Source organism: Allgaiera indica (assembly GCF_900106675.1).
Taxonomy (GTDB): Bacteria; Pseudomonadota; Alphaproteobacteria; order Rhodobacterales; family Rhodobacteraceae; genus Acidimangrovimonas; species Acidimangrovimonas indica.
This window is the reverse complement of sequence record NZ_FNOB01000065.1, coordinates 1-2,120: the sequence shown is the minus strand read 5'-3', so window position 1 is coordinate 2,120 and position 2,120 is coordinate 1. Positions and strand designations below refer to the sequence as shown.

Sequence of the window (2,120 nt, the reverse complement as noted above, 5' to 3'; positions counted from 1 at the left end):
GCGACGGAATCGGCACAGAGGTGGTGGCCGCGGGCCTCGAGGTGCTGGAGGCGGTGGCGGCGCGTGACGGCGGCTTTGCGCTCGACGTCACGGGCTTCGACTGGGGCACGGCGCGCTACAAGGCCGAGGGCGCCTTCATGCCCGCGGACGGCGTGGCGCGGCTGCGCGGCTTCGACGCGATCCTCTTCGGCGCGGTGGGGGCGCCGGATGTGCCGGATCATATCACCCTCTGGGGGCTGCGGCTGGCGATCTGCCAGGGGCTCGACCAATACGCGAACGTGCGGCCGACGCGGGTGTTGCCGGGCATCTCCAGCCCGCTGCGCGGGGTCGGGGCGGCGGAACTGGACTGGGTCATCGTGCGCGAGAATTCCGAGGGCGAATATGCCGGGCAGGGCGGGCGCACGCACCCCGGCCTGCCGATCGAGGTGGCCACCGATGTCTCGGTCTTCACCCGTGCGGGGGTGGAGCGGATCCTGCGCTTTGCCTTCGACCTGGCCCGGTCGCGGCCGCGCAAGCGGCTTACGGTGGTGACGAAGTCGAACGCGCAGCGGCATGGCATGGTGCTCTGGGACGAGATCGCGGCAGAGGTCGCGCGCGACTTCCCGGATGTGACCTGGGACAGGATGCTGGTCGACGCGATGACGGTGCGGATGGTGATGAAGCCCGCCTCGCTCGACACGATTGTCGCGACCAATCTGCATGCCGACATCCTGTCGGACCTGGCGGCGGCGCTGGCGGGCTCGATCGGCATCGCGCCGACGGCGAACCTGAACCCCGAGCGCGCGGCACCCTCGATGTTCGAGCCGATCCACGGCTCGGCCTTCGACATCGCGGGCAAGGGGATTGCCAATCCGGTGGGGATCTTCTGGTCGGCGGCGATGATGCTGGAGCATCTGGGAGAGGGTGACGCCGCGCGCCGCCTGATCGGCGCGGTCGAGGCGGTCACCGCCGATCCCGCCTGTCACACCCCCGACCTGGGTGGCCGAGCCACGACGCGTGACGTCGTCGGTGCGGTGCTAAAGGCCCTGCGCGGCCGCAACGACTGACAAGAGGGCGGAGGATCGGGCAGCAGTTTGGCGCGCGTCGCAGGCGACCTTAGGGTTAGGACACGTTCTCGTCTCATAGCCAGAACATCACGGTTGCGGCGAGTGCTACGGCTGAAAGGAGGACCTTTGGGCACCTGTCGTAGTGCGTGGCAACTCTGCGCCAGTCCTTCAATCGCCCGAACATGATCTCGATGCGGTTGCGGCGTTTGTAGCGGCGCTTGTCGTATTTGACGGGCTTGCTGTGGGGTTTCCGGCCCGGGACCCTAGCTTATCCAGGTTTCAATGCTGTTGTCCTGGCGAACGCAGGCCACCCCAATCTGACAAATCCTGCCACGGTCGTTGTTGGCGTTTTCGACATCGAGCGCGACAAATCGGAAGGGCCCTTTTGGTAAGGCGGGAACCAAAGGACTTGTGGGAGCTGCGGGGACCGGCCCGATCGTGATGCTGCAGGAGCGGCACCGCTGGCGATCAAGAGCGGCGAGTTCCGCATCGCCCAGCCCGAGACGGCGGATCGTGACGTCTACCAACTAGACGGGCTCCTCGTAGGGTTCCGTCCCCTGATAATTCCAAGCGGTGGCACGTGCGGGGGCGTTCTTCAGGACTGCCGCTTCGAGCGCGAAGATGCCCTCATCATCCTGCACCACCCAGACGGCCTTGCCGTGATCCTCAATGAAAGCATTCCTTAGGCGCTTCGCGATATCCCCGCCGGCTTTGTTTGCCGCGTCAGCCCGGTCCCGCCACATGCGACCAGAGTTGTAGAGGTAGGAAAAGTAATGGCTGGTGTTCTCCGAACCGGTGCGATGCCGCTGGTGGATGCGCTTGTAGAGCGTCTCGTTCGCGGAACTGGTCGATCCGATGTAGCGAAGCCGTCCTTCATGATCGACGAGACCGTAGAGACCGCGGCTGTCTCTCGGGGCCTCAGACGTCGGGCGCGGCTCAGCAGCCAGAAGGTTTTCCAGCAGGGTTTCAGGTGTAAATCGGCTCTGTTGCACAATTCCCTGAGGGGGCTCATTTTTGAATCCAGGCTGATAGCCGGGTGGCATGAGCGAGCCGACACCCCTGACCTACCAGACC

The 2,120-nt window shown here is 65.6% G+C and carries 2 protein-coding genes and 1 pseudogene; 1 reads left to right on the top strand and 2 read right to left on the bottom strand.

Going from position 1 to position 2,120, the window contains the following annotated elements; all coding sequences use genetic code 11:
* On the top strand, positions 1–1,046 hold a 1,046-nt coding region (locus tag BLV97_RS20565), incomplete at its 5' end, for a tartrate dehydrogenase (RefSeq protein ID WP_092164239.1).
* 73 nt (positions 1,047–1,119) lie between these two features.
* Here the strand turns inward: BLV97_RS20565 and BLV97_RS20560 are convergent.
* Together BLV97_RS20560 and BLV97_RS20550 are read right to left on the bottom strand one after the other, a co-directional pair.
* Positions 1,120–1,308 (bottom strand): annotated as a pseudogene (locus tag BLV97_RS20560) (transposase); the annotation flags it as partial.
* Positions 1,309–1,573: 265 nt separating this feature from the next.
* Positions 1,574–2,089: a hypothetical protein gene (locus BLV97_RS20550; RefSeq protein WP_143037609.1), complete on the bottom strand. Its 516-nt coding sequence runs from the start codon at positions 2,087–2,089 to the stop codon at positions 1,574–1,576.
* Positions 2,090–2,120 lie beyond the last annotated feature (31 nt).